This is a genomic window from Actinokineospora sp. NPDC051303, from assembly GCF_055586285.1.
In genome coordinates this window covers 112,830-135,946 of sequence record NZ_JBVJIN010000015.1, presented here as the reverse complement: position 1 = coordinate 135,946, position 23,117 = coordinate 112,830, and the positions used below count along the sequence as shown (strand labels likewise).

23 protein-coding genes are annotated in these 23,117 nt (G+C 70.2%); 8 read left to right on the top strand and 15 right to left on the bottom strand.

Features of this window, described 5'->3' with window-relative positions:
* Positions 1-71 precede the first annotated feature (71 nt).
* The 5 genes from ACZ6SD_RS14530 to ACZ6SD_RS14510 form a co-directional block, all read right to left on the bottom strand.
* Positions 72-899, bottom strand: coding sequence for an exodeoxyribonuclease III (locus ACZ6SD_RS14530; RefSeq protein ID WP_465317420.1), 828 nt, complete (start codon positions 897-899; stop codon positions 72-74).
* 307 nt (positions 900-1,206) lie between these two features.
* Positions 1,207-1,521 carry an SH3 domain-containing protein gene (locus tag ACZ6SD_RS14525; RefSeq protein ID WP_465317419.1) on the bottom strand — a complete coding sequence of 105 codons (315 nt, stop codon included), beginning with the start codon at positions 1,519-1,521 and terminating at the stop codon, positions 1,207-1,209.
* Between the two features lie 174 nt (positions 1,522-1,695).
* On the bottom strand, positions 1,696-2,916 hold the full coding sequence (locus ACZ6SD_RS14520) for an NADP-dependent isocitrate dehydrogenase (protein WP_465317418.1): 1,221 nt from the start codon (positions 2,914-2,916) through the stop codon (positions 1,696-1,698).
* 128 nt (positions 2,917-3,044) lie between these two features.
* Complete coding sequence (locus tag ACZ6SD_RS14515) at positions 3,045-4,187, bottom strand: serine hydrolase domain-containing protein (RefSeq protein WP_465317417.1); 1,143 nt, start codon at positions 4,185-4,187, stop codon at positions 3,045-3,047.
* Positions 4,188-4,280: 93 nt separating this feature from the next.
* Complete coding sequence (locus ACZ6SD_RS14510) at positions 4,281-4,760, bottom strand: hypothetical protein (protein WP_465317416.1); 480 nt, start codon at positions 4,758-4,760, stop codon at positions 4,281-4,283.
* 139 nt (positions 4,761-4,899) lie between these two features.
* On the opposite strand from ACZ6SD_RS14510, the gene ACZ6SD_RS14505 reads away from it, so the two are divergent.
* The gene (locus tag ACZ6SD_RS14505; RefSeq protein ID WP_465317415.1) at positions 4,900-5,304 is read left to right on the top strand and encodes a hypothetical protein; all 405 of its coding nucleotides are present in this window, start codon (positions 4,900-4,902) and stop codon (positions 5,302-5,304) included.
* Between the two features lie 6 nt (positions 5,305-5,310).
* On the opposite strand, the gene ACZ6SD_RS14500 is transcribed toward ACZ6SD_RS14505, so the two are convergent.
* On the bottom strand, positions 5,311-5,877 hold the full coding sequence (locus ACZ6SD_RS14500; RefSeq protein ID WP_465317414.1) for a GNAT family N-acetyltransferase: 567 nt from the start codon (positions 5,875-5,877) through the stop codon (positions 5,311-5,313).
* A gap of 59 nt (positions 5,878-5,936) precedes the next feature.
* Between ACZ6SD_RS14500 and ACZ6SD_RS14495 the strand changes: the two genes are divergently transcribed.
* Positions 5,937-6,755: a metal-dependent hydrolase gene (locus ACZ6SD_RS14495; protein ID WP_465317413.1), complete on the top strand. Its 819-nt coding sequence runs from the start codon at positions 5,937-5,939 to the stop codon at positions 6,753-6,755.
* Here ACZ6SD_RS14495 and ACZ6SD_RS14490 read toward each other — a convergent pair.
* A complete protein-coding gene (locus ACZ6SD_RS14490) occupies positions 6,743-7,003 on the bottom strand; it encodes a Prokaryotic metallothionein (RefSeq protein ID WP_465317412.1) in 261 nt (86 codons plus the stop codon). The two genes, ACZ6SD_RS14495 and ACZ6SD_RS14490, sit on opposite strands and share 13 nt — an antisense overlap.
* Positions 7,004-7,242: 239 nt before the next feature.
* Between ACZ6SD_RS14490 and ACZ6SD_RS14485 the strand changes: the two genes are divergently transcribed.
* Together ACZ6SD_RS14485 and ACZ6SD_RS14480 are read left to right on the top strand one after the other, a co-directional pair.
* A complete protein-coding gene (locus tag ACZ6SD_RS14485) occupies positions 7,243-8,103 on the top strand; it encodes a hypothetical protein (RefSeq protein WP_465317411.1) in 861 nt (286 codons plus the stop codon).
* A 100-nt stretch (positions 8,104-8,203) separates the two neighbouring features.
* Positions 8,204-8,764 (top strand): HhH-GPD-type base excision DNA repair protein, encoded by a 561-nt coding sequence (locus tag ACZ6SD_RS14480; protein ID WP_465317410.1) that lies wholly within the window; start codon positions 8,204-8,206, stop codon positions 8,762-8,764.
* Here ACZ6SD_RS14480 and ACZ6SD_RS14475 read toward each other — a convergent pair.
* Entirely contained in the window at positions 8,757-9,392 is a 636-nt protein-coding gene (locus tag ACZ6SD_RS14475; RefSeq protein WP_465317409.1) for a spermine/spermidine synthase domain-containing protein, read from the bottom strand. The two genes, ACZ6SD_RS14480 and ACZ6SD_RS14475, sit on opposite strands and share 8 nt — an antisense overlap.
* Before the next feature lie 186 nt (positions 9,393-9,578).
* Here ACZ6SD_RS14475 and ACZ6SD_RS14470 point away from each other — a divergent pair, with 186 nt between their 5' ends.
* Complete coding sequence (locus ACZ6SD_RS14470) at positions 9,579-9,959, top strand: bacteriophage spanin2 family protein (RefSeq protein WP_465317408.1); 381 nt, start codon at positions 9,579-9,581, stop codon at positions 9,957-9,959.
* Between the two features lie 73 nt (positions 9,960-10,032).
* Here the strand turns inward: ACZ6SD_RS14470 and ACZ6SD_RS14465 are convergent, their stop codons facing one another.
* The 3 genes from ACZ6SD_RS14465 to ACZ6SD_RS14455 all read right to left on the bottom strand — a co-directional run bounded on the left by ACZ6SD_RS14465 (position 10,033) and on the right by ACZ6SD_RS14455 (position 12,749).
* Complete coding sequence (locus tag ACZ6SD_RS14465; RefSeq protein WP_465317407.1) at positions 10,033-10,437, bottom strand: SsgA family sporulation/cell division regulator; 405 nt, start codon at positions 10,435-10,437, stop codon at positions 10,033-10,035.
* Between the two features lie 158 nt (positions 10,438-10,595).
* Entirely contained in the window at positions 10,596-11,411 is an 816-nt protein-coding gene (locus tag ACZ6SD_RS14460; RefSeq protein WP_465317406.1) for an inositol monophosphatase family protein, read from the bottom strand.
* Between the two features lie 354 nt (positions 11,412-11,765).
* Positions 11,766-12,749 carry a malate dehydrogenase gene (locus ACZ6SD_RS14455; protein WP_465317405.1) on the bottom strand — a complete coding sequence of 328 codons (984 nt, stop codon included), beginning with the start codon at positions 12,747-12,749 and terminating at the stop codon, positions 11,766-11,768.
* Between the two features lie 243 nt (positions 12,750-12,992).
* Here ACZ6SD_RS14455 and ACZ6SD_RS14450 point away from each other — a divergent pair, with 243 nt between their 5' ends.
* Positions 12,993-13,826 (top strand): helix-turn-helix domain-containing protein, encoded by an 834-nt coding sequence (locus tag ACZ6SD_RS14450; RefSeq protein WP_465317404.1) that lies wholly within the window; start codon positions 12,993-12,995, stop codon positions 13,824-13,826.
* A 15-nt stretch (positions 13,827-13,841) separates the two neighbouring features.
* On the opposite strand, the gene ACZ6SD_RS14445 is transcribed toward ACZ6SD_RS14450, so the two are convergent.
* From ACZ6SD_RS14445 to ACZ6SD_RS14430, 4 genes are read right to left on the bottom strand one after another with little or no spacing between them, the layout of a single operon-like run.
* Positions 13,842-14,144 (bottom strand): DUF3017 domain-containing protein, encoded by a 303-nt coding sequence (locus ACZ6SD_RS14445; RefSeq protein ID WP_228771714.1) that lies wholly within the window; start codon positions 14,142-14,144, stop codon positions 13,842-13,844.
* On the bottom strand, positions 14,141-14,995 hold the full coding sequence (locus tag ACZ6SD_RS14440) for a bifunctional methylenetetrahydrofolate dehydrogenase/methenyltetrahydrofolate cyclohydrolase (protein WP_465317403.1): 855 nt from the start codon (positions 14,993-14,995) through the stop codon (positions 14,141-14,143). The genes ACZ6SD_RS14445 and ACZ6SD_RS14440 overlap by 4 nt, the downstream gene beginning before the upstream one ends.
* Positions 14,996-15,000: 5 nt before the next feature.
* Positions 15,001-15,942 (bottom strand): DMT family transporter, encoded by a 942-nt coding sequence (locus ACZ6SD_RS14435; protein WP_465317402.1) that lies wholly within the window; start codon positions 15,940-15,942, stop codon positions 15,001-15,003.
* 1 nt (position 15,943) lies between these two features.
* Positions 15,944-16,930, bottom strand: a complete 987-nt coding sequence (locus ACZ6SD_RS14430; RefSeq protein ID WP_091451760.1) for a helix-turn-helix transcriptional regulator — start codon at positions 16,928-16,930, stop codon at positions 15,944-15,946.
* A gap of 136 nt (positions 16,931-17,066) precedes the next feature.
* Here ACZ6SD_RS14430 and ACZ6SD_RS14425 point away from each other — a divergent pair, with 136 nt between their 5' ends.
* Together ACZ6SD_RS14425 and ACZ6SD_RS14420 are read left to right on the top strand one after the other, a co-directional pair.
* Entirely contained in the window at positions 17,067-17,369 is a 303-nt protein-coding gene (locus ACZ6SD_RS14425; RefSeq protein ID WP_465317401.1) for a TNT domain-containing protein, read from the top strand.
* 26 nt (positions 17,370-17,395) lie between these two features.
* Positions 17,396-23,116, top strand: a complete 5,721-nt coding sequence (locus ACZ6SD_RS14420; protein WP_465317400.1) for a TNT domain-containing protein — start codon at positions 17,396-17,398, stop codon at positions 23,114-23,116.
* Position 23,117 lies beyond the last annotated feature (1 nt).

The following is a 23,117-nucleotide window of genomic DNA, read 5'->3' as shown; positions in this document are numbered from 1 at the left end:
CCCCCTGCCGGGTGGCCAATGTCGCGGGGTAGTCGATCAAGCACACACCGCTTGATCACGGGCAGGCGATCTCAGGAAGCCCCTTGGCCCCCACTCGCAGGCCAGTCGTACGTCGCGGTGAACGGCGCGTGATCCGACCAACGGTCGTCGTAGCTGTCAGCCCGTTCCACCACAGCCTTGACCGCGCGAGTCGCCAACCCCGGAGTGGCAACCTGGTAGTCGATCCGCCACCCACTGTCGTTGTCATACGCCTTGCCGCGATAAGACCACCACGTGTACGGCCCAGGCCCTTCCGGATGCAACACCCGCAAGACGTCCCGGTACCCAGCCTCATCGAAGACGCGCCCCATCCACGCCCGCTCCCCCGGGGTAAACCCGGAGTTCTTCCGGTTGGCCTTCCACGCCTTCAGGTCAATCTCCTGGTGCGCGATATTCCAGTCCCCACAGACCACGACCTCACACCCACTAGCCGCCGCCTTGTCCCGCAGTTCGACCAGGTAGGGCAGGAAGGTCGCCATGAACCGCTCCTTCTGCTCCTGCCGCAACGTCCCAACCTCCCCACTGGGCAAGTACAAACTGCCGACGACCACCCCCGGATACCACGCCTCGACATAACGCCCACTGGCCTCAAACTCCGTAACCCCATACCCCACCCGCGTAGCGGACGGCTGAGCCCGGGAGTAGATCGCCACCCCACTACGCCCCTTGAGCACCCGAGAATCGGCATGGACCGTGTGCCACCCAGCAGGCGCGGCCAACTCCACAGGCAGATCATCAGCAGCGGCACGAACCTCCTGCAAACACACGATGTCCGCATCAGTGGCCGCCAACCACTCGACAAAGCCCTTCTTAGCGGCGGCACGCAACCCATTGACATTCACAGTGGAAATGGTCAGCACAACCCAACCCTAGAGCCGCCCCTCACCTCACCCCACAAGGGGACAGCGAACCCACCCTCCTACCACCGGAACCCACGTTCCTGCCGGGCAGCACCAGCGCTGCCAGGTGCTCGATGGGGTGGAGTGGTTTCTTCGGGGGAGAAGGAAGATCGCTAAGCTGGCTCCGCACGTGTGAGGCCGAAGGCATCCCACCCGTCTTTCACACGGCGATCTTCCTTCGTAGGGGCCCCGAAGAAACCACTCCACCCCATCGAGCAACCCCCACGAAGTCCGGGCCCCATCGAGCGAACAGCCCCAAGCCAAGCAGCTACCCGCAAGCCCGCCCAGGCAACGGCTTCAAGAACTCAGCAGCAGCCCACCGGTTCTCCCCAAGCATCCGAAACCCGTTCTGCACGATCACCTCAGCGTCAGCCTCGGCCCCCTGCTTGAACTTGCCCACCACGTCAGCCTTGCCATCCGGCGCTGCCCGGACGTTGAGCACGTCGGCGGTCACCTCGACCCGGCACTTGGACTCGCTGCTGGCGGGTGCCGAGCCGTCGCGTCCGGGCGGCTCGACTCCCATCGAGTAGACGACGACCAAGCCCACCAGGGCCGCGCCCACGAGCATCGTTCGCTTCGGCACCAACACCAGGCACGCTCCCTCAAGCACGAACACCGTCGTGACAACGATTCCCGACTTTAGTGCGTACGCGCCAGGGTCAGATCAAGGAACCACCCACTGGAGCCAACGCCCGTACGCTCGGTGACGAGACAGGGCCTCCGGCACGTGCGCCGGAGGCCCTGGTCAGCGGAGGTCTCAGCCCGCCATCTTCTTCTGCAGGTTCTCGTCGAGGGTGTTCAGGAACTCCTCGGTGGTCTGCCATTCCTGGTCCGGGCCGACGAGCAGGGCCAGGTCCTTGGTCATCCGGCCGCTCTCGACGGTCTCCACGACGACCTGCTCCAGCTTCTCAGCGAACTCGATCACCTCGGGGGTGTTGTCGAGCTTGCCGCGGTGCATGAGGCCGCGGGTCCAGGCGAAGATCGAGGCGATCGGGTTGGTGGAGGTCGGCTTGCCAGCCTGGTGCTGGCGGTAGTGCCGGGTGACGGTGCCGTGCGCGGCCTCGGCCTCGACGGTCTTGCCGTCTGGGGTCATCAGCACCGACGTCATCAGGCCCAGCGAGCCGAAGCCCTGCGCGACGGTGTCGGACTGGACGTCGCCGTCGTAGTTCTTGCAGGCCCAGACGTAGCCGCCCTCCCACTTCATGGCCGCGGCGACCATGTCGTCAATGAGGCGGTGCTCGTAGGTGAGGCCCTTGGCGTCGAACTCGGCCTTGAACTCTTCCTCGAAGACGCGCTGGAAGATGTCCTTGAACGCGCCGTCGTAGGCCTTGAGGATGGTGTTCTTGGTCGACATGTAGACCGGGTAGTTGCGCTGCAGGCCGTAGGAGAACGAGGCCCGGGCGAAGTCCTCGATGGACTTGTTGAAGTTGTACATGCCCATGACGACGCCGCCGTCCTCGGGCATTTCGACCACGGTGTGCTCGATGGGCTCGGCGCCGTCGGTCGGGGTGAAGGTGATGGTCACCTTGCCCGGGCCGGGCACCTTGAAGTTGGTCGACTTGTACTGGTCGCCGTGGGCGTGGCGGCCGATGATGATCGGCTTGGTCCAGCCGGGGACCAGTCGCGGGATGTTGGAGATGATGATCGGCTCGCGGAAGACCACGCCGCCGAGGATGTTGCGGATCGTGCCGTTGGGCGAGATCCACATCTTCTTGAGGCCGAACTCCTCGACGCGCGCCTCGTCCGGGGTGATGGTGGCGCACTTGACCCCGACGCCGTGCTTCTTGATGGCGTTGGCGGCGTCGATGGTCACCTGGTCGTCGGTGGCGTCCCGGTGCTCGATGCCGAGGTCGTAGTACTCCAGGGTGACGTCCAGGTACGGGTGGATCAGCTTGTCCTTGATGAACTGCCAGATGATGCGGGTCATCTCGTCGCCGTCGAGTTCGACGACCGTTCCCTGGACCTTGATCTTGGCCATGAGCCGCGGTGCTCCTCTCGCCTTTTCCTGCCACGCGCGTGTAAACGGTACAAGCGTACTGGTAGCCGGGCGCACGGCGCGCGCATGTGGGCACAGTCACCCGCCGACGATGCTAGGCCCTGTCTCGCTCACCCCACGCCCGCCGCCGCCGCGATGATCCGCCGCGCCGTCGCGGGCTGCTCGTCCCCGCCCATGCGCAGGGTGTTGACCGAGTACACCAGCCGCCGGGACAGGTCGCGCACGGCGCCCATTCCGCTGGCGAAGCCGGGCCGGTCGCCGGTCTTGCCCCAGAACTCGACCCCCGCCACGGTGAACCGGCCGAGCCCGCCGCCGAAGTGCGCGGGGACGTCGTTGGCCGGGTCGTCGTCGCCGTCGTGAGCCGCGACGTCCGGGATGGCGAACAGCTCGGCGGTCTGCGCGGGCGGCAACAGCTCGCCCGACAGCAGCGCGACCAGGAAGCGGTCCAGGTCGGGCGCGGTGGAGACGATCTCGGCCGCGGCCCACTGGAACGTCGGGTTGGCCGAGGTGATGTCGATGTGCCTGGTCCGCCCGTCGACGGTGACCGTCTCGTACGCGCGCGCGTGCGGGCCGTGGATACGCGTGTCGGCGCCCGGCACGACGGTGCCCGACAGCCGCAGCGGCCGGATGATCCCGTCGCGGATCGACTCGCCGTAGGGGCGGCCGGTCACCTGCTCGATCACCATGCCCAGCACGTGGTAGGTGACGTTCCCGTAGAACTGCTTGGTCCCGGGCGCGAAGACCATGGGCTTGCCCCGCACCGCGAGGTCCACCAGCTGTCGCGGCGTCCAGGTGTCGAACCGGTGCGCGAGGAACCAGGCCGGGTCCTTGTGGTCGAAGTCGATGCCGGGCAGGCCAGCGGTGTAGTTGAGCAACTGGCGGATGGTGATGGGCGGGTACTCGGCGGGCAGCAGGTCAGGCAGGTAGGCCTGCACGTCACGGCCCAGGTCGATCCGCCCCTCGGCGGCGAGTTGGAGAACCGCGGTCGCGGTGAACGTCTTGGTGATGCTGCCGATGCGGAACCGCCCGTTGCGCGGCACCGGACTGGCGGTGTGGAGGTTGGCGACCCCGGCGGTCCCCGCCCACTCGCCCGCGCTGCCGCGCACCTGCACGATCGCGGCGGACACGTCGGCGTTGGGCAGGCCGGAGATCGACGCCCGCATCAGCGCGGGGTCGAGCGGCGGTAAGTCGGCGGACGGGGCGGTGACGAGCAGCGCGCTGGTCGCCAGCGCGACGAGTGTGGTGATTCCCATGCCGCCAGCCTCACCGCGCGGGCGCGCCCCGGCATCGGGCGCGTCCCCGAGCCGCCCCCGAGAAATCCCGGAGCCGGTTTACGGGACACCGGCTCAGCCGATGACGGGCCCGGTCGGGCAGGTCGCGTCGAGCCGGGGCGCGAGGAGCGGCACGACGATGGCGAGCGAGGTGGGGTTCTCCTGGCAGACGCCGATGGGGATGGCGGTCAGCTGCGCCGGGTTGCTAACCGCGTTCGGGTCGACCTGACCGAGGTTCTCGACGCCGCCGCTGGCTACCCGGAGAGGGCCCGCCTGCCCGAAGCCGGGCGGGCCGGTGGGCTGGTCGGGGACCTCGGCGATCACGCACCGCGTCCCTTTCGGGGTGTCGTCCGGCTCCAGCGCCTCGGCGGTCACGGTGTTCTTCCCGTCCGGACCGGGCCCCTCCAGGCAGAAGGCGACCCGCATGTCGGGTAGGTCGCGCGGCTCGGCGACGCGGTCGAGCACCACCAGCCTGCTCTGCTCGGCCGCGGCGACCGGAGCGGTCAGCAGCGCCAGACCGGTCACGGCGGCGGTGAGAACGCGGGTGAGGAACATGGGGTTTCCTTTCAGCTCCCGCCTGCCGGGTGGAACAGGCCGTGGTTACGCGTGCCCACGCGGGTCCGGCCCATGCCCGGCGGCCCCTCGGTTCACCTGACCGAGCGACCCACCCTGGCGTCAAGGTACCTTGACACTCATGGACGACCTGGAGATCCACGGCCACCGCGCCACCATCACCGACCTGCGCCCGGCCTGCGACTGCGGCTGGACCGCCGACCGCGGCTTCCCCACCCGCGACGAGGCGGTCGAGCACTGGATGCGCACGCACGCGCTGGCCGCGCTGGAGGCGGAGCCGCCGTCGTGGCTGCTGGTGAAGTCCGACATCCTGCGTGAGCAGGTCGAGGAACTGATCAGGACCCGCCCCGAGGTGGCGTTGAAGCTGCTGGCCGAGGTCGAGTCCTGGCAGCGCCCGCTTACCGAGCGAGCGGTAGCCGCGGCCCGCGCGACCGGCGCGTCCTGGTCCGACGTCGGATCCGCGCTCGGGGTCAGCAGGCAGGCCGCGCACGAGCGGTTCCGCGCGCTGGACCAGCCCCTGCGCTAGGCCCGGTCAGCTCTCGGTCAGGTCGCGCCACTCGTGGACGAGCATCGCGTAGACGGCCTCGTCGGTCCAGGCGCCCTTGACGAACTCGTTCTCCCGGAACCGCCCCTCGAACCGCATGCCCAGCCGTTCGAGCAGCCGCCCGGACGGCCGGTTCGCCGCGTCGAGCCGCGCGAAGACGCGGTGCAGCCCCAGGTCCTCGAAGGCCAGCCGCAGTAGCTGGACGGCGGCTTCCCCGGCGTAGCCCTTGCCGTGGTGGTCGGGGTGCAGGACGAAGCCGATCTCGCCGCCGCTGTGCTCGACGCTGCGCCAGGCCAGCATCACCCCGCCGATCAGCGCGCCGGTGTCGAGCAGGGTGACCGCGAGCCGCAGCGCGTCCCCCTCGTTCTCCAGGGTGGTCGTCGCCATCCGCCGGTCGAGGTCGGCGGCGACCTCCGCGCGGGTGCGCGGCTCCCAGGCCAGGTACTTGCAGACGTCCGCCCGGGACTCGATCGCGAACAGCGCGTCGAGGTCGTCGGCCGCGTACGGGCGCAGGGCCAGTCGGCGGGTCTTGATCGGATACGTGGGACGCAGCACCCGTCCGATCCTAAGGTGAGCACCGGCCAACCGGCTTTCGATCATTCAGGGGGCAGCACGTGTCAACCGGACCGACCCACGCGATGAGCGGCCTGACGGCCTGGGCGACGGTCACCGCCTTGGCCTCCGGCAGCGCCATCGGCAACCTGTCGGCGAAGGGCTGGCTGGTCGGGGCGGTCATGTGCACCGGGGCGGCGCTGCTGCCCGACCTGGACCACCCGGAGTCCACGGTGTCGAGCACGTTCGGCCCAGTCACCCAGGCGGGGTCGAAGCTCATCAACGCCATCAGTCACGGCACCTACCGGCTGACCCGCACCAAAAAGGACTCCAACCGCGACGGCGGCCACCGCGGCCTCACCCACACCCTGGTCTTCGCCATCGCGGCGGCGGTGGTCACGACCGCGATCATCCAGACCAGCCAGTCGTGGGCGCTGCCGGTCCTCATGTTCTTCTTCAGCGGCCTGGCGGTGCGCGGCATCATGCACAAGTGGTGCCCCCGCAACGACGCCCTGTGGATCACCGGCACCGCGCTGCTGCTCACCTACGCGTGCCTCAAGTGGACCGACCAGACCTCAGCCGACGCCGCCGCCTGCGGTGTCGCCGTCGGCATCGGCTGCATAGCCCACTACCTGGGCGACGCCATCACCGAACAGGGCTGCCCCATCCTGTGGCCGGTCCCGATCGCCTGGAAGACCTGGTACCCGGTGGCCCCACCCAAACTCCTGCGCATGCGAACCGGCGGCAAGGTCGAGATGGCCGTCATCGGCCCCATCCTCACCGCCGTCGCCCTCTGGATGTCCGCCATAGCCCTGCACCGAACCGGCGTACTCCCCTTCCTCGACGGCGTCCCCCTCACCCCCTGGACTCAAGCAGGATGAGCCCCCACCGCGTCCCGAATCTGATCCCCCAGATGCGCCGCCCCTTCCCGCGCGCAGTGCGCGCAACAGAAGAACCGCCCCTCCACCTCCACCCCATGCCCCAAAATCCGACACCGACAGTGCTCACACACCGGCGCCAACTTCGTGGCCGCGCACTCGAAGCTGTCAAAGGTGTGCACCTGCCCACTCACGGTGCGCACCTCGAACGCCATCCAGTAGTCATTGCCGCAGGTGTCACAAGTCGCCACCGGCCACTCCTCTCACTCGCTCGCTCCGAGGTGCAGCCTGCGCCCAACCCCACCCCCCGGCAACCCGGAACCGCCCCCACCACTCACCCGTGGTCGAACTCGCCAGCCCGAGCGGACAACGCGGAAGACTGGCGTCACCACCTGTTCAGAGCATCACCGGCAAGCACGTGAACCACTCTGAGCATCGGGAAACAAAACTATAGGTCCATCGGGGTGAAGTCGGATGCCTCCAAGCGCGCATGTTCGACTCGCACCAGCCCACATCGCCACTCGAACAGGTATGGCGGGACTACAATGACAACCAGCGGCTACCACAGCGGGGGGTCATGGCGCTTGAACTACCTCGTCGACGGACGGCGAGAATCGTCATTCTATCCATTATTTTCACCGTCACGGTGGGCTGCACCTCCCCGGACGAGCAAGTCGAGTTCAAACCCAACATCCTACCGGTGAAGTTCACCGTCTCCGCGTCGGGAATTGACATCGTCGGCGACAAAGGAATTGTCACCCCACTGGGCGTATTCTCGATTGGCGCAAAATACGCACTACCGGATATCGACAAGGACAGCATCTACGTCACAATTCGCATCCGCCAGGGCAGCCAGGCCGGGTTCGACCACACATACCGGGTGACCAGCGGCCGAGGCGAGTTCAGCGCGGTTGTCAATGGGCAGACGCACATCCAGGTCACCGACCGCAGGGTGCTGCTCGACGTCACGGAAGGAACCGTACAGGACATCCAGTTCAAGCAAGCCGCCCCAGTGCCTGGCGGTCCCGCGGTCGCAGGCCTCAGCGAAACGGGGAAGAAGTGGCAGAGCCACTGGGACGGCCTCTTCTATTCACCCTTCGCCATGTTCACCTGGGCGTATGACGACTCCACCATCTCCAAGTGGCACGGACTAGGCTTCGCCTGGTTCCTGATAAGACTGGTATTGGCGCTTTTTCTCTTGATAGGCGATGTCCTACTCACTTTGTTCTTCTCGTTCGCAGGCGTGATTTACGTCATCTTCAATGATACCGCCAGGAACCTCGTCTACGGATTAGGGGCGCTGGCGGTTATCGGAATCACGCTTCTCACCGCGGCCATTTTCCGGCCCTGATTCTCCATCTTCCGGTCCCGAACACCGCTTCGCTCACGTCGAACTGGTCATACCTGGCGTGACTCGGCCCTGCTCGGGCTGGCGTGTCACCATGGGCCGCATGACGACCAGGCTCTGCATCGCTCAGGATCCGGACGCGGACGCGTTGCTGGAGAGTGATCCGTTGGCGCTGCTGCTCGGCATGTTGCTTGACCAGCAGATTCCCATGGAAGTGGCATTCAAGGGGCCGAAGAAGCTCCACGACCGCCTCGGCAAGCTCGATGTCCGGGAGATCGCTGACTACGACCCCGAGGCGTTCGCCGATCTGGCGGCGACGCCGCCTGCTATCCACCGGTACGGCAGGTCGATGGCCAAGCGGGTGCAGGCGCTGTGTCAGCACATTGTCGAGGTCTACGACGGGGACACCGCCGCGATCTGGGACAGCCCCAGTGGCCCGGAGGTGCTCAAGCGGCTCAAGGCGCTGCCCGGGTTCGGGGAGCAGAAGGCGAAAATTTTCCTGGCTCTGCTCGGCAAGCAGCGCGGGGTGACGCCGGAGGGGTGGCGGGCGGCGGCCGGGGACTACGGGCTCGACGGGGCTCGGCGGTCGGTGGCCGATGTGGTGGACGCGGTGTCTCTCGGTGAGGTGCGGGCGTTCAAGAAGGCGGCCAAGGCGGCTAAGTAGCCAGGTACACGACGTCTGGTTCGCCGCGGGGGACGGGGATTTCCTGGGCTTCGACGTGCCGGAAGGTCGACCGGAGGCGGGACAGGAACGAGGGGCTGGGGTTGGCGCTCCAGACGGACAGGACGCCGCCGGGGGTGAGGCGGCGGGCGAGCAGGGCCAGGCCGTCCGCCGAGTAGAGGAACGCGTTGTCGGGTGAGAGGGTCCAGTCGGGGCCGTTGTCGATGTCCAGGCAGAGGGCGTCGAAGTGGGTGTCGGTGGCGGTCAGCCAGGCGACCAGGTCGGCTTGGACGCAGTGGGTGCGGGGGTCGGCGAGGGCGCCCGCGTTGCCCAGGGGGCCGCGGTTCCAGCGGATGACAGCTGGTTCGCGTTCCACCACGACGACCTCGCTCACCCGCGGCGACGACAGGGCCTCGCGCAGGGAGAAGCCGACGCCTAGGCCGCCAATCAGCAGTCGGCCGCCGGGCATGCGGGACGCGGCGGCGCGGACCAGGAGGCGTTCGGATCGCCCGGCGCGGGTGTCCATGAGGAACATGCCGTCGGCGATGATCTCGTAGTGGCTGGCCGCGCGGCGCAGGACCAGTTCTCCGCAGGCGCCGTCAGCTCGATCAATGGTCTTCGGAGCTCGCATCCCGACCAGGGTAGTCACGGGCGGGGCGGCCCGGCGGGGTTTCCGCGCCCGCCTCGCTCGTGCGGGTTCCGCCGGTCCGGGGCAGGCCAGGCCGCCGCCGCGCGTCCGTCTCCGGGTAGTGGTCCGGCTGGTCCGGCAAAACGGATAATCTGACACCCTCACCACTCCTCACCCCTTGGGGGCACGATGCGATCTCGGCTGGCGATCGTCCTGGCCGCGACGGCCTTGCTCGGCGGCCTCACCGCCTGCGACTCCGTCCGGGAGGCGACCAACGCGGCGAGCAACGCGACCGACAAGGCGAACGTCTGCCTGGAGGCGCTCAAGCTCGCCAACTTCAACCCGAGCACGCAGAACGTGGAGCAGACCGCGGAGGAGGCCAAGCGCACCGCGGACGAGCTGACCGCCCTGGCGGAGAAGACCACCGACGTGACGCTGCAGGACGCGATCAACGGCATGGCCGCGAAGGTGAACGAGTTGAGCGTGCCCAACCTCGACCCGACCGGCGTCACGTCGTGGGCCAAGGAGAAGGTCGACGCGGTCAACGCGCTCTCGCAGGCCTGTCTCTAAACGTCCGGTAAGCACGACGACGGCCGCCTGCCCAGTCCGGACAGGCGGCCGCGTTCTGTGCCCGCGCGGGGCGTCAGACGTTGGTGATCTCCTCGATGAGGGCGTCGATGTCGAAGTAGTCGCCCTCGCTGCCCAGGGGCACCATGGCGACGGTGGTCGCCAGGAAGTTCTGGATCGCCTCGTAGTTCATCTCCAGCAGGGCGTGGCCATCGGGCGACTCGATCTCCAGGTAGAGCGCGGCGCGCCCGTTGGCGAGATCGGGCAGCAGCCGCACGTCGCCTTCGCCCGCGGGGCCGGACAGCCCCGCGACCAGCAGGTCCCGACCGAAGACCCACTCGACCCAGCGGTCCCGGTCGGTCTGGAAGGCCGCGGCGACCGTGTAGGGCTCGCTGGCGCGGTAGGTCCAGCGGGACTGCACCGGAGTGCTGCCGCCGTACAGCGAGATGAGCTGCTCGGAGTGCTCGGCGTCGATGTTCATCTCGTGGGCCTCCTATCCCGGAGTTCGCTCGTGGTGTTCGCGAACCGTCAGACATGAGAACGCGTTTCCTGCCGGTCCGTGATGCCATCTCGGCCAATGTTCACGCTATCGGGGGATAAAGCACTCGAATGGGCCACACGTTCGGGCACCCGGCGAGGTCAACCCAGGATTGTCGCGGCCAGATCGTCGGCCAGCCGCGGAGTCGCGGCGGCGATGCCGGACCACCGTCGGGTCAGATCGGGGTCGAACTCCAGCGGACGGCCGCGAGCATCGATGACCGCGCCGCCCGCGGCCGGAACGGTGACCAGGGCGGCAGCCAGGTCCACGATGCGCAACGTGTCCGAGCCGGGATCGGCGAAGGCGTCGATGGAGCCCTCGGCGACCAGGACCGCCTCCAGGCACGTCGTGCCGAAGACCCGCAGCCGCCCCGCCCGCTCGACAACCCTGAGCCACGCTTCGCGCGCGGAGGGTTTCGGGCGCAACAGGTTCACCGTAGCGCCGTCCACTGTGGTGCGCCCGGTGGTGCGGTACGGCGTCGGATGGCCCGCGCGCGCCCACCACGACCGGCCGGTGTCGAGCCAGACCGTCACGGCCTCACTGGCTATCGCGTCGCGGGCAAGCACACCGGCGAAACAGGACAGCGGCACGCCTGACGCGGCGTTGGTTGATCCGTCTAACGGGTCGACGATAAGCGTGGTCTCTGAGCCGTTGTCTATGAAGCCTGCCTCTTCGGACAAGAGGTTGACTCGGTGCCGGTGCGCGGCCTCGGCTATCGCGTCCTCGACTAGTGCGTCCACCCGCATGGTCGGGGTGCCGTCCGCGCCCATCGCGATCTCTTCGGCTAGCTGCGGGCGGGTGAGCAGTCTGCGGGCGTCGCGGTAAGCGGTGCAGGCGGCGTGCGCGGCGGCGGCTAGCGCTGGGTGCACGGCTGGGGGGAGCTCGGGCTCAGGGATCGGCCACGGGATGAACGTCACGGCTGCACGGTATCTGTGGTTGCTGAGGTTCCGTGTTGTCTGCTCGATGGGGCGGAGTGGTTTCTTCGGGGCCCCTACGAAGGAAGATCGCCGTGTGAAAGACGGGTGGGAAGCCTACGGCCTCACACGCGCGGAGCCAGCTTAGCGATCTTCCTTCTCCCCCGAAGAAACCACTCCGCCCCATCGAGCACTTGGCAGCGTTGGTGCTGCCTGGCAGGTGCGTGGGTTGCTGTGGCCGTCGGGTGGTTCGCTGCTTTTGCTCCACCTGTTGGGCGCCTGGCGGGGCGGGCTGCGAAATGCCGAAGGCCACCTCCGGGGCTGGGGTCCTGGGGGTGGCCTTCGGTACTGGGTGTCTTAGATCAGGCCGAGAGCCTTGACCGCGTCGCGCTCCTCGATCAGTTCGGCGACGGAGGCGTCGATGCGGGTGCGGGAGAACTCGTTGATTTCCAGGCCCTGGACGATCTGGTACTCGCCGCCCTCGCAGGTGACCGGGAAGGACGAGATGATGCCCTCGGGGACGCCGTAGGAGCCGTCGGAGGGGATGGCCATCGAGGTCCAGTCGCCCGCGGGGGTGCCCAGCACCCAGTCGTGGATGTGGTCGATGGCGGCGTTGGCGGCGGAGGCAGCCGAAGAGGCGCCGCGGGCCTCGATGATCGCCGCGCCGCGCTTGGCGACGGTCGGGATGAAGGTGTCGGCCAGCCAGGCCTCGTCGTTGATGAGGTCGGCGGCGGTCTTGCCGTTGACGTCGGTGTGGAAGACGTCCGGGTACTGGGTGGCCGAGTGGTTGCCCCAGATGGTGAGCTTCTTGATGTCCGCGACGGTCACGCCGAGCTTGGCCGCGAGCTGCGAGATCGCCCGGTTGTGGTCGAGGCGGGTCATCGCGGTGAAGCGGGCCGCCGGGACGTCGGGGGCGTGCTGCTGGGCGATGAGGGCGTTGGTGTTCGCCGGGTTGCCGACCACCAGGACGCGGATGTCGTCGGCCGCGCCCGCGTTGATCGCCTCGCCCTGCGGCTTGAAGATGCCGCCGTTGGCCTCCAGCAGGTCGCCGCGCTCCATGCCCTTGGTGCGGGGCCGGGCGCCGACGAGCAGCGCGACGTTGGCTCCGTCGAAGGCCTTCTTGGCGTCGTCGGTCACATCGATGCCGCTCAGCAGCGGGAACGCGCAGTCGTCGAGTTCCATGGCGGTGCCCTCGGCGGCCTTGACGGCCTGCGGGATCTCCAGCAGCCGCAGGCGGACCTGGGTGTCGGGGCCCAGCAGCGCGCCGGAGGCGATGCGGAAGAGCAGGGCGTAACCGATTTGACCGGCTGCTCCGGTGACGGTGACGTTGACGGGTGCCACTTGGCAGATCCTCCCGAGACAGACGGATGAGTCGGCGGAGCGATCGCGTGGCAGTTCTGCCCTGTCAGCAGCGTCGCCCGGCACCGGGCAGGCTACCAAGCGCGGGCCCCCGCGACCCCGGGCGGTGATCAGGGTCTCGACTCCTTCGGGTGGTTCTCCGCCGACAGGCCCCTGAGCTGCCATGATCGCGCGACGCGCACCGCGATCATGGCGCCCAACTGGCCATCGGGCGCGAGGGGAGCCATGACGCTGCACGCACCGGACACCACTGTCCGGCTCGAACTGCTCGGCGAGGAGCTGCGCAGGCACCGGGAGAGCGCGGGGCTGAGCCTGGCCGACGTGACCGCGAAGGTCGGGATCAGCACCTCGAAGCTGAGCCGGATGGAGAACGGCCGAAAACCGCAGAAGGTGGCCGATGTCGTCACTCTCCTAGCCCTCTACGGCGTCACCGGCCACCTCCGCGACGACCTGCTGGCGCTGGCCCGCAGCGCCGCGGAGCCCGCGGTGTGGCCGGACGACACCCCGGCGGGCCGGTTCGCCGCGCTGCGCGTACTGGAGTCGAAGGCAGACATGCTGGTCGATTATCAGGCGACTCTTGTGCCTGTCCTGCTCCAGACAGTCCCGTACGCCCAGGCTGTCGCCCGCGAGGTAGACATGCTTGACGACCAGTTGATAGAGGAGCAGACCACCGAGCGAATCCGCCGCCAGGCGGTCTTGCGCGCCCCTACGCCGCCGCGCTACTTCGCCATCCTGAACGAGGCCGCGCTGCGGACGACGATCGGCGGCCGGGAGGTGATGCGCGGGCAGTTGCGCTACCTGGTCGAGGCGGGCCGCAAGAAGAACGTGACGATCCGCGTGGTGCCGAGGCTGACGCACGGGCACCCCGGGTTGAACGGGTCGTTCCAGCGGATGCAGTTCCGCGGCCGCGGCGCGGTGGTGCTGCTGGAGAACCGCGCGTCGAGCCTCTTCGTTGAGGACCCGACCGCGGTCAAGCTGTACGACCGGGTCGTGGTGGAACTGCTGAGCGTGGCCTTGGACGAGGACGCTTCCGCCGCGCTGATCGAGGCGATGACGTGACCGGGCGCGCCTGCCTCACCGGTTGAGCGGGCCGCCTTCGATGGTCAGCGCCACCGCGATCACCAGCACGCCGAACGCGCCATAGAGCAGCACGTCCACCGCGCGGCTGCGGATCGCGATCAGGCCTGCCTGCTCGTCGCGCAGCAGCACCCGCAGCCCGGCCGCCAGCAGCAGGGCCAGCCCGATCCAGACCGTGCCCTCCCGCCAGTAGTACTGCACGACGCGCACTAGGCCGACCACGACGACGGTCATGACCAGGCCGAACGGCAGGTGCACCAGGGCCGGGTGCTTGCCGCCGCGCTGCGGGTTGACGCTCACGCCCGCAGGCTCCGCTCCGCCGCCTCGACCGTGTTGCGCAGGAGCATGGCGATGGTCATCGGGCCGATGCCGCCGGGCATGGGGGCCAGGTAGCCCGCCACTTCCCGCACGTCCGGGTGGACGTCGCCGACGAGGCCCGCGTCCGTGCGGGTGACGCCGACGTCGAGGACAGCAGCGCCCGGCTTGATCATGTCGGCGGTGATGAGGCCAGCGTTGCCCGCCGCGGCCACCACGATGTCGGCCCGGCGGACCTCGGCGGCGAGGTCCTTGGTCCCGGTGTGGCACAGGGTGACCGTGGCGTTCTCGCTGCGGCGGGTCAGCAGCAGGCCCAGGGGCCGCCCGACCGTCACGCCGCGCCCGACGACGGCAACGTGCGCGCCCGCGATCGGGACCTCGTAGCGGCGCAGCAGCTCCACGATCCCGACCGGGGTGCACGGCAGCGGGCCGGAGTCGCCGAGCACGAGCTTGCCGAGGCTCACCGGGTGCAGGCCGTCGGAGTCCTTCGCCGGGTTGACGCGCTCCAGGGCGCGGCCCGGGTCGAGGTGGCCGGGCAGCGGGAGCTGGATCAGGTAGCCGGTGCAGTCCCGGTTGTCGTTCAGCTCATCGATGACCGCGTGCAGCTCGGCCTGGGTGGTCTCGGCGGGCAGGTCGCGCCGGATCGAGTTCAGGCCGATCTTCTGGCAGAAGTTGTGCTTGCTGCGAACGTAGGCCTGCGAGCCGGGGTCGTCGCCGACCAGCACCGTGCCGAGCCCGGGAACGACCCCGCGCTCGGCGAGCGCGGCGACTCTGGTGCGCAGCTCGTCGAGGATGGCGTCGCGGGTGGCCTTGCCGTCAAGAATCGTCGCGGTCACGGGTCTCATCCTCTCACTCGCGCGGACTCACCTCCGCCGGGCACCGCCGCGACCCCGGCCGCGACCAGGGTCATGGCGACGCCGATCAGCGTGGTCGGCGCGACGCCGCCGCCGTGCGCTGGCGCGAGGAAGTCCAGGAGAACCGACCCAACCACCTGTCCGGCGATGACGCACAGGCTGACCATGAGCACGCCCGCGAACCGGACGGCGAAAACCGTCGTGCAGACCACGATCACCCCCAGCGCTCCTCCTGAATACAGGAAAAGATCCGGCGGCGGCAAGGGAATCCCGCGTGCGGCGACGTCAATCGCGCCGACTAAGAGCAGGACGACAGCGCCGACCGCGAAGTTGACTAACGTCGCGAAGACAACACTGTCTGTGGCCGCTCTTACCAGTCCGTTGGCAGCTTGGGCCCACGCGACTGTCGCGCCCGTGACAGCCGGAAGCAGCGCCAGCCACAGCAGCGACGGCGTGCCGAACTCGTCGGACACCGCCACGCCTACCGCGACGACGGCAAGCGCCGCCCCCAGCGCGCGGCTGGGCGTGACCGGCCGCGCGTCCCCCGGCCCGAACCCGACCCGGTCGATCAGCAGCCCGGACACGACCTGCCCGCCGACCCCGGCCACGGTGAACATCGCGACGCCGAGCACCGGCACGGTCAGCCCCTGCGCCGTGACGAACAGCGCCCCGGCCACCCCGCCGAGGCACTCCCACGGCCGCAGCCGCCGGGCCCGGACCGCAGTCCCGAACCTCCCCGCCGCCGCCCGCCACGCCGGGACGACCGCGACGGCGGCGCCCACGATGGCCAGCCCGACCAGGAACGAGACCAGCGCCGCGAGGATCCCGTCGCCGAGCCGCTGCCCGAGCTGCCCGTTGACCCGGGCCTGCATCGCCAGCGACACCCCGCCCAGCAGCGACAGCCCCGCGCCCAGCGCCCGCGCGGGCACGTCAGATCCAGCGGTGCCGGACGGCGTGCACGGCGAGCTGGAACCGGGAGGTGGCGCCCGCGTGGTCCATCAGCCGTTGCAGGTGCCGGAACACCGTGCGCCTGCTGACGCCGAGCTGGCGGGCGATGGAGTCGTCGTTGGCGCCCGCCGCGAGCAGGCCGAGCAGCCGCTGCTCTATCGGCTGCACGGGAGACGGGGCGCGGGCGCCCGCGTGCAAGGGGACCGCGAGCCGCCAAGAAGCCTCGAAGAGTCCGGTAAGCGCGGACAAGAGGCTGCTGGGGCGCACGACTAACAGTGAACGGTTAACGTCAGCTTCTGCGACCGGTAGCGACACGGTGGCGAATTGCTGATCGACAATCGTCAGCTTTACCGGGACCTCGGGAAGCACCCGGGCCTGCTCGCCCGCCGCCACGCACGGCTGGATGTTCTGCGCGTAGCGGCCCGGGTCCTCGATGGACGCTCGGGCGTAGACGACCTTGTAGGTCACCTCGCCGCGCGCGAGCTGCTCAAGCTCGGCGTTGTTGACGTGCCCCTCGGTGAAGTACGGCGGGGAGTCCAGGCGGCGGATCTCCTTGCGCGCGCTCAGCTCCATCTGCTGGATGCGCTGCGCGATGGCGGTGCCGGTGACGACCTCGATCAGGTCGTCGGTGCGCTGCGGGGAGATCGCGCGGCGGAAGGTGTCGTAGGCGTTCAGCGTGGCGACCCTGGCCTGCTCCAACTCCGACTCGCGGCGGCGGCTGAGGATCTGCAGGCCGGACGCGGGCGGGACGGGTGTGATGGTCTTGCCGTCCGGGCCGCCGGTGCCGACCAGGCCCGCGTCGACCAGCGTGCGGACGGCCGCGCGCACGATGTCGACCGGCTCGGCCGAGCCGACCGCGATTTCCTCCACTGTGGACGGTCCGGTGCGCAGCAGGTACAGGTAGCTGCGGATCTCGTCGTCCGGCAGTCCGAGACGGGTCAAGTGCGGGGCGAGGTCGCCGTCGGACATCGTTCTCCTCCCGTGAGCGCATGGAAGGCTGGCACAGATGTGACGCTGACACAAACATCGCGCCCACTGCCACTGTGAGGAACGGCCCCGGCGGGCGACGCCGACCACGGTCGCCGCGCGTGACGACCGCCCGCGCGTGACTCGCCCGAGAACACTCTTTCGCGCAAGGTCGCTTCGCCCCGGCGGACGGTCCCGCCCTTACCATGTGTACCGGGTGGCGCGGCCGCTCCCGACCCTGCGCGGAACGGCCGTCCCCTGGTTCGACCCGCCCGGCGGCGGGACCGGGTACGCGCTGGCCAACCCGGTCGCGACCGCCTCGCCGGAGACCCGCCGCGGGAGATTCCCGCGGCCACCGCGACCGCCGCACCACCGACCGGATGATAACGGTCTGTCATTATCGCTGGCAGACGACCACCGCTCGATCCACCGTATGCCGTAGGCATCCCGGCAGGAGAAGATGTCACCGTGGCACAACCGACGCAGCTGAACCCGACCGAACAGGACGCCCTGGTCAAGCAGATCGGGCTGGCGTTGCTCCGGGCCGCACCGGCGGAGTGGGCCTCGGTGAGCGTCGAGTACAGAGCGCTCGGGCGGTACCGAGAAACCGCGGGCCGGGTCACGTTCCGAGACGAGACCGTGGCGGATTTCCCCGTCTCACCGGACATCGCGATGCTGTTCTCCCGGCTGCGCGCCGGGATGTACCGGGAAGGCCGCGGCACCTGGTACAACGCGCGGTACCAACTGGACCACCCGTCGGCGTACAACCTGGAGTACGACCGCGACGAGCCGAGGTGGATCACCCCGCCGCCGCCGCCCGCCTACGCCGACGATCTGCGCACCTTCCCCCGCGACGAGGAGAACGTGCCGGACTGGCTGATCCGGCGCCTCGCCTCGCTCAAGCCGCCGTTCCGCATGGCCCGGATCTTCGACGGCCAGGGCCCCGGGGGCCGCCCCGCGGTCAACCGCCCCCCGCTGGACGAGTCCGAGCGCGACGAGCTGCAGCACTACCTCGACAGCGCCCCGGTCGTCCTGCCCGGTCGCGGCTTCGACACCGACCACCTGGACGAGGAAGGCCGCCTCGCCGTCCCCGTCGCCTTCCACACCGACGGCGCCTGGGTCTGGCCAGCCGCGGTCAACTACTACCTGCGCGTCCACGGCGTGCCCCCCGAGCCGGACCTGGTGGACCACATCCGCCGCACCGACTTCACCGTCCCCGACGTGGACGACAACACCCGCGCCGCCGCCGCGGCCTTCGTCAGCCGCGGCCCCGCGCGCCCACCCCGCCCCAGCGGCGTTCCCACCGCGGATGGTCTCGGCGGTGCCCCCGCCGCAAGCGGCCCCAGCGGCATCCCCACCACAGACGGCACCCCTGCCGCAAGCGGCTTCGGCGGCGGACCCACCACAGACGGCACCCCTGCCGCGAGCGCCTTCGGCCGTGCTCCCGCCGCGGAGGGCCCCGGCGGCGGACCCACCGCAAGCGGGCCCGGCGGCATCCCCACCACAGACGGCCTCACCAGCGCCCCTGCCGCAAGCGGCTTCGGCGGCGGACCCACCACGGACGGCGGCCCTGCCGCGAGCGGCTTCGGCCGTGCCCCCGCCGCAGACGGTCTCGGCGGCGGACCCAGCGGCATCCCCACCACAGACCCGCTCACCAGCGCCTCCTCCGCAAGCGGCTTCGGCCGTGTCCCCACCGCAGAGGGTCCCGGCGGCGGACCCACCGCGAACGGCCCCGGCGGCATCCCCACCACAGACGCGCTCACCAGCGCCTCCGCCGCGGGCGGACGCGGCGGCGTGCCCGCCGCACACGGCCTCAGCGGAGCCTCCACCACTGACGAACCCAGCGGTGCCCCCGCGGCGAGCGGTCCCGGCCACGCCCCCACCGCAGAGGGACGTCCCGGCGCCCACACCGCAGACGAATACAGCGGTGTCCCCGCCGTAAGCGGATTCAGCGGCGTCCCCACTGCGGGCGAACCCAGCGGTGCCCCCGCCGTGGGCGGTCCCAGCCACATCCCCGCCACGGGCGGCATGGGCGGCTCGCGGCACCCGGTCGAGGAAGGCTCGGACTCCGCCGAGTCCGCCCCGACGCCGCCCACCGGGACGAACTTCGCCCAGCCGTCCCACGCGGAACCCCCACGCGAGTTCACCGGGGACCGCTGGTCCCCCAGCGGCGGCGCCGAGTCCGGCAAGCCGGGCCCCTTTGGCACCAGCTTTGACGCCTTCGCCCCCGCCGAGGTGAACCTCGGCCACGAACCCGTCCGCCGAGAGCCCACCGCGTTCGACACTCCGCCGCCCTGGTCCCGCACTCCCGCGGCCGAGCCCGCCGAATCCGCGTGGGCCTTCACCGAGACCCCAGCCCAGGACCCGGCGCCGGACACCCGCCAAACCGGCCGCCGCCGAGCCCCCGAGCCCGCCGCGCCCGGCGACCAGTGGGTCCCCTCCTGGGCGTCGGCCGCCCAGCCCACCGAGGCCCACCCCGGCACCGCGGCCGAGACGGACCTCTTCCAACCGTCCGCGCCGGAGAACAACCAGCCCCCGGCTGATCCCCACACCCCCGACCAGCCCGAACCCCACTTCGCCGACCTGATCGACGCCCCCCGCTTCGACCAGTCGACGCCCACTCCCCACCCCGACGCGCCCACCGACACCCGGCACCCGGAAGGTCCCTTCGCCGACCACCCCGAGTCCACGGACGCCACCCACCCGGACGACCCGTTCGTCTCCCACACCGCGAGCCATCCCGAGGCCGCGGACACCCCCCGGTCTCCCGAAGCCCCGCACGCGAACGACCACGCCGACACCGGCCCCAGCTACGCCGAGCAGCCAGGCGAACCGGCCTTCACGGACCACGCCACTGGTCACCCAGCCGAGCCCACGAACGATCAACAGACCTTCGCCGACCAGGTTGACCCCGCGTTCGCCTACTCCCCGCACTCAGACGATCCGGCAGCCGCCGACCACCAGCCTTCGGCCGCCCCTCGCGTGAGCGCGCACCAGGACGTCACCGACCAGCCTGACCCCGCCTTCGCCTACTCCCCGCACTCAGACGAACCGGCCGCCGACCACCAGCCCGCAGACGCCCCTCGCGTAAGCGCGCACCACGACATCACCGACCAGCCTGACCCCGCCTTCGCCCACTCCCCGCGGGCAGGCGAACCCCAGCCGGACTTCGCGGACGAGGACGCCCCGCACCAGCAGGCCGAGCCCACCTTCGGCGAAGCCCACTTCACCCCCGCCCAGGCGAACCGGTTCACCCCGGAACCGCCCCCCGCCGATTTCCTCGCGGACGAACCCCAGGCGGCCACCCCCCAGCCCTCCTTCACCGACCCGGCCGAACCCGCCGACGACGCCCGCCACGTTGAGCAGCCCTACGAGTCCCAGGTCACCGACCAGCCCCAGTTCACGGCCGGGTCGCACACAGACCAGGCCGGGCAACCGTTCCCCACCCGATCCCACGCCGTGGTGGAGCCCCAGCCCACGGCGGAGACCGGCCCCCAGTTCGCCCCCCGGGCAGAAGCCCAGTTCGCCGATCACCCGGAGGCAGGCTTCACCGAGCCGCCCCCCGCCGACGAACCCCAGCCCCACCCGGCCGACGAACCGCGATTCGCCCCCGAACCCCACGCAGGCGGCGACCCCCAGTTCACCGACCACCCCAGCGACGAGCCGAGCCTCACCACCCACCCCCACCTCACCGACGAACCACAGTTCGCCGACCACTCCAGTGACGAGGGGTTCACCACCCAACCCCACGCCACCAAGGAACCGCAGTTCGCCGACCACCCCGGTGACGAGGGGTTCACCACCCAACCCCACCTCGCCGACGAACCACGGTCGTCCGCCCACCCCACGACCGAACCGGGGTTCACCGGTCAGCCCCACTCCACCGACCAGCAGTCGGTCACCCAGCCTCACCTCACGGACGAGCAAGGGTTCACCAGCTCGCCCCACGCCGCCGAGCACCCACAGGCGAACACCCAACGTCACCCCGCCGACGAATCACACCTCAGCGACGACTCGCGCTTCACTGACGACCCGCGCTTCACCGACCAGCCTGACCGCACCGACGACCCGCGCTTCGCCCCTCACCCGGAGGCGGGCGAACCGCATTTCGCCGCTCACACCGAGGTCGGTCGCACCGACTCAGGCGGATCGCACTCCGCCGACCAGGCCGACGCGCGGTTCACCACCCACCCACCCGCGGGTGATCAGGTCACCGCCCAGGCGGACGCGCCCCAGTCCGGCACCCGATTCGCCGACCAGCCCCACCCAGTGGGCGGCCAGTTCGCCGACACCGGGTTCGCCGAGCACGACACCGCCGATGCCGAGTCCACCGGGTCGCGGTTCACCGACCAGCCGCACTCGGCAGACGAACAGTTCACAGACCAGGCGGACCCCCAGTTCACCGATGACCGCGGGCTCACAGACCAGTCCGCGGCGCACGGCTCGGCAGACGACCAACCCGGCCACGCGGACGGAGCGGACTACGTCGACCACCCTGGGTCGGCTGAGGAATCCCTTGCCCAGCAAGAGGACCACGCGCAGTTCGCCGAGCCGCGGTTCGACCAGGCTGATCTCGTCGCCGCTCAGCGGTCCACCAGTCAGGTCGCGGCGGACGAACCACAGGCCGAGCAGGTCGCCGACCACACGGCAGTCGACGCGCACCCAGCGGACGAGCCGCAGCCCGCGGGCCCCGACGCCCCGGCGGCGGACCAGTTCGCGGACGCGCGGTCCACCGGTGATCAGCAGTTCGCCGATTTCGGCGACCAGGCCCAGGACCGCCATGCGGCAGAGGCAACCTCGGCCCCTGGCCTCACCGACCAGACCGGGCAAGCACAACCACACCTCGCCGCCGGTCACGCCCAGGCAGCCGACGAGGCCGAAACCGCTGCCACCGCTGAGGAATCGCCTGAGCCGCGGCCTGCCGACGAGACCCGGCTCGCGGACGAGGCCCAGTCCAACGACCAGGCCGAGTTGGCGCACCAGCGGCACGTCACCGAGCAGGCGAGTGCGCAGTCGGGATGGCAGTCGGGCGCAGCCGAACGCGACACGATTCCCGTGCGGCGCAACGGTTCTGAGGTTCCGACAGCACCAGGCGTCCCGGTTGGCGACGCCGACATCCGAGACCAGCAGTCCACACCAGACGGTCACGTGTCCGAAAAGGACAAGCGCGCCGACCGGCAGCCGCCCGGAAGCTGGTCCGCCGAGGTGCCGCCCGCCGCGTTGCCCCAGCAGGATTCGCCCGCGGCGACCGTCGAGCGGGTGCGGACCCGGCTGACCGAACTGGGGATCGGCGAGTCCCGGTACCGGATCGGGACGCCGGGGGCCGCGGCGTGGACCATGGAGCAGACCGGCGAGGGCTGGCGGGTCGGCTGGTTCGACCAGGGCTTCGTGGCGCCCGCGGTGTTCGCGGACGTGGCCGACGCCGCGGCGTTCCTGGTCGGGAAGGTCCTGTTGGACTCGGGGGCGCGCGGCGTCCCGGTCGACCCGGGGCCCGCGACCGTGCAGGCGTCGCTGGCCGACCTCGAAGACGACGACGATGACGAGTACGACTACCGGGCGCGCAGGCAGGTTCGGCCCACCCCGGGCGAAGACCTGTTCCGGCCGTCCCGGCCCGAGAAGGAGGACCTGTTCACCCCGGCCGAGGCGAAGCCGTTCGCGTTCGGCGGGCGGGGCGCCGCGCCGGAGCCCGCGCCCGCCGCGCCCGCGCCCGCCGCGGTGTTCGATGACGAGGACGACGACGAGGGCTTCGTCCCCCGCAGGCCAGAACCGCGGCCAGCCCCGCGCGCCGAGGCCCGCAGGCCCGAGCCGTCGCTAACCCCGCGCAGGCCCCAGGACTGGCCGATCCAGCCACGACCGGGTGAGCCGCCGCTGACCCTGTTCCGCGGCAAGCGACTGGTGGAACTGGCCCCAGGCACCGAGATCGACCGCTACGGCGAGCCCGGCGGCAACCTGACCTACGCCGCGGGCACCCCGTTCGAGCGACGCTCACTGGTCCCGGACTGGGTGAATCGGCCCTACCGCGCCTACCGGGTGGTCAAGCCGACCGAGGCGCTGACCGGGGTCGCGATTCCGTGGTTCGAGCAGCCCGGCGGCGGCACCGCCTACCTGTTGTCCCGCTCGATCGTGGAGTTGCTCGACACGGGCGTCCTCGTGGAGGTCAACGACCGGGAAGCGCCCACGCGGCCCTGAC

Excerpts from the sequence above, each read along its gene's own strand:
- ACZ6SD_RS14520 (WP_465317418.1), bottom strand. The coding sequence starts at position 2,916 with ATGGCCAAGATCAAGGTCCAGGGAACGGTCGTCGAACTCGACGGCGAC.
- ACZ6SD_RS14515 (WP_465317417.1), bottom strand. The coding sequence starts at position 4,187 with ATGGGAATCACCACACTCGTCGCGCTGGCGACCAGCGCGCTGCTCGTC.
- ACZ6SD_RS14510 (WP_465317416.1), bottom strand. The coding sequence starts at position 4,760 with ATGTTCCTCACCCGCGTTCTCACCGCCGCCGTGACCGGTCTGGCGCTG.
- ACZ6SD_RS14505 (WP_465317415.1), top strand. The coding sequence starts at position 4,900 with ATGGACGACCTGGAGATCCACGGCCACCGCGCCACCATCACCGACCTG.
- ACZ6SD_RS14485 (WP_465317411.1), top strand. The coding sequence starts at position 7,243 with ATGTTCGACTCGCACCAGCCCACATCGCCACTCGAACAGGTATGGCGG.
- ACZ6SD_RS14480 (WP_465317410.1), top strand. The coding sequence starts at position 8,204 with ATGACGACCAGGCTCTGCATCGCTCAGGATCCGGACGCGGACGCGTTG.
- ACZ6SD_RS14475 (WP_465317409.1), bottom strand. The coding sequence starts at position 9,392 with ATGCGAGCTCCGAAGACCATTGATCGAGCTGACGGCGCCTGCGGAGAA.
- ACZ6SD_RS14470 (WP_465317408.1), top strand. The coding sequence starts at position 9,579 with ATGCGATCTCGGCTGGCGATCGTCCTGGCCGCGACGGCCTTGCTCGGC.
- ACZ6SD_RS14465 (WP_465317407.1), bottom strand. The coding sequence starts at position 10,437 with ATGAACATCGACGCCGAGCACTCCGAGCAGCTCATCTCGCTGTACGGC.
- ACZ6SD_RS14450 (WP_465317404.1), top strand. The coding sequence starts at position 12,993 with ATGACGCTGCACGCACCGGACACCACTGTCCGGCTCGAACTGCTCGGC.
- ACZ6SD_RS14430 (WP_091451760.1), bottom strand. The coding sequence starts at position 16,930 with ATGTCCGACGGCGACCTCGCCCCGCACTTGACCCGTCTCGGACTGCCG.